Annotated in this window: 2 protein-coding genes; one reads left to right on the top strand and one right to left on the bottom strand. The window is 72.3% G+C overall.

Annotation, left to right across the window (positions count from 1 at the left end; all coding sequences use genetic code 11):
- Positions 1–281 precede the first annotated feature (281 nt).
- Positions 282–1,007 carry a vitamin K epoxide reductase family protein gene (locus ATM99_RS17575; protein ID WP_223305259.1) on the bottom strand — a complete coding sequence of 242 codons (726 nt, stop codon included), beginning with the start codon at positions 1,005–1,007 and terminating at the stop codon, positions 282–284.
- Between the two features lie 174 nt (positions 1,008–1,181).
- Between ATM99_RS17575 and ATM99_RS17570 the strand changes: the two genes are divergently transcribed.
- On the top strand, positions 1,182–1,828 hold a 647-nt coding region (locus tag ATM99_RS17570), incomplete at its 3' end, for a nucleoside triphosphate pyrophosphatase (protein WP_062104093.1).

Raw genomic sequence — 1,828 nt, 5'->3', positions numbered from 1 at the left:
CCCGGGGCGCACAGGCTGCAACGAGTTGCGATGCGCCTGCAATCTTGCTGAAACCGGAGACTACGGAGGGTCGCTCAGGGCGTCAACCCGTGCGACGACGCACGGTGACCCGGGCGGACCCGGGGCGCACAGGCTGCAACGAGTTGCGATGCGCCTGCAATCTTGCTGAAACCGGAGACTACGGAGGGTCGCTCAGGGCGTCAACCCGTGCGACGACGCACGGCGGCCCGGCCACGTCCAGGACGCGACCGGGCCGTCGGCACCCGTCAGAGCGGCACCCGTCAGAGCAGCGTCCACCCGTACTTCGCGAAGACCACTGCGCCGAACAGCACGAGCACGGCCGCCGTGATGAACCAGTCGTTGCCCGAGGCGACGAAGCGGCGACCCCACGGACCCGCACGACCCGGCAGGTTCAGGTGCCCCTCGCGCACGTTGATCCGCGTCAGCCCGGCCCACACGAGCGTCGTGGTCACCGTGATCAGCAGGCACCACGGGCACAGCGCCTTGATGACGAAGAACGACTGCTGGAACAGCCACCACGCGAAGACGAGACCGATCGTGTAGATCGCCTCGGCGCAGAGCATGAACCACCGCGGGAAGCGGACCCCGCCGATGATCGCGACGGCGATCGTGATGACGACCGCCTCCGCAGCGATGCCGAGGAACGCGTTCGGGAAGCCCAGCAGCTCGGCCTGCCAGGAGGACCCGACCGTGCTGCAGCTGATGAACGAGTTGAAGTCGCAGCTCAGCGACGCCGACTCCTTCGTGGCCTTCGCCACCGCGAGCGTGATCGCCTCGATCGACAGCACGAACGACGCGACCAGCCCGATGAGCCCCGACACGACCATCTCGATCGCGGTGCGGCGCCGCCACGGCTGGTCCACCGGACGCAGCACGTCGGGGTCGTCGTCGAGCAGGTGGTCGTCGAGCTCGTCGAGCGCGTCGTCGTGCTCGTGCACCTGCGCGTCGGCGTCGTCGCCGCGCACGCCCTGGGTCGTGTCGTTCACCGTGGTCTCCTCGCCCCTGCGGTCCGGTGCGTCATTCTGCCCTGCCCACCTGTGCGTCCGGCAGGGGTCGGACGTCCCGACCCCTGGTGACGACCTGCGCACGCGCCGGACGCCCGCGCGCGACGTGGGCCCACCCGCGCGGGCCGGCGGACGGGCGGCGGCTAGGGTCGGCACGTGACCCGGCTGCTGCTCGCCTCCGCCTCCCCCGCCCGCCGCACGACCCTCGCGTCCGCCGGCCTCGACCCGCTCGTCGCCGTCTCGGCCGTCGACGAGGACGCGGTGCTCGCCGCGGCCCGCGAGCGCTTCGGCGACCTCGACCCGGCCGACGCGGTGCTCGTGCTCGCGCAGGCCAAGGCCGAGGACGTCGCTCGCCGGCTCGACGACCTCGAGGTCCCGGGCTGGGACGACGAGGAGGACGTCGTCGTGCTGGGCTGCGACTCGATGCTCGAGCTCGACGGCGAGGTCCTGGGCAAGCCGCGCGACGCCGACGACGCGGTCGCACGCTGGCACGCGATGCGCGGCCGCTCGGGCGTGCTGCACACGGGCCACTGGCTCGTCGACGAGCGCGACGCGGAGAACGGCGGCACGCGCGCGACGCTCGGAGCCACCGCGTCGACGGTGGTGCACTTCGCCGACCTGTCCGACGACGAGGTCGCGGCCTACGTCGCGACGCACGAGCCGCTCGCGGTCGCGGGCGCGTTCACGATCGACGGGCTGGGCGGCCCGTTCGTCGAGCGCGTCGAGGGCGACCACCACAACGTCGTCGGCGTGAGCCTGCCGCTGCTGCGCCACCTGCTGGCCGACGTGGACCTCACGCTCCC

Source organism: Cellulomonas sp. B6, from assembly GCF_001462455.1.
Lineage (GTDB): Bacteria > Actinomycetota > Actinomycetes > Actinomycetales > Cellulomonadaceae > Cellulomonas.
This window is presented reverse-complemented; position numbering and strand designations above follow the sequence as displayed.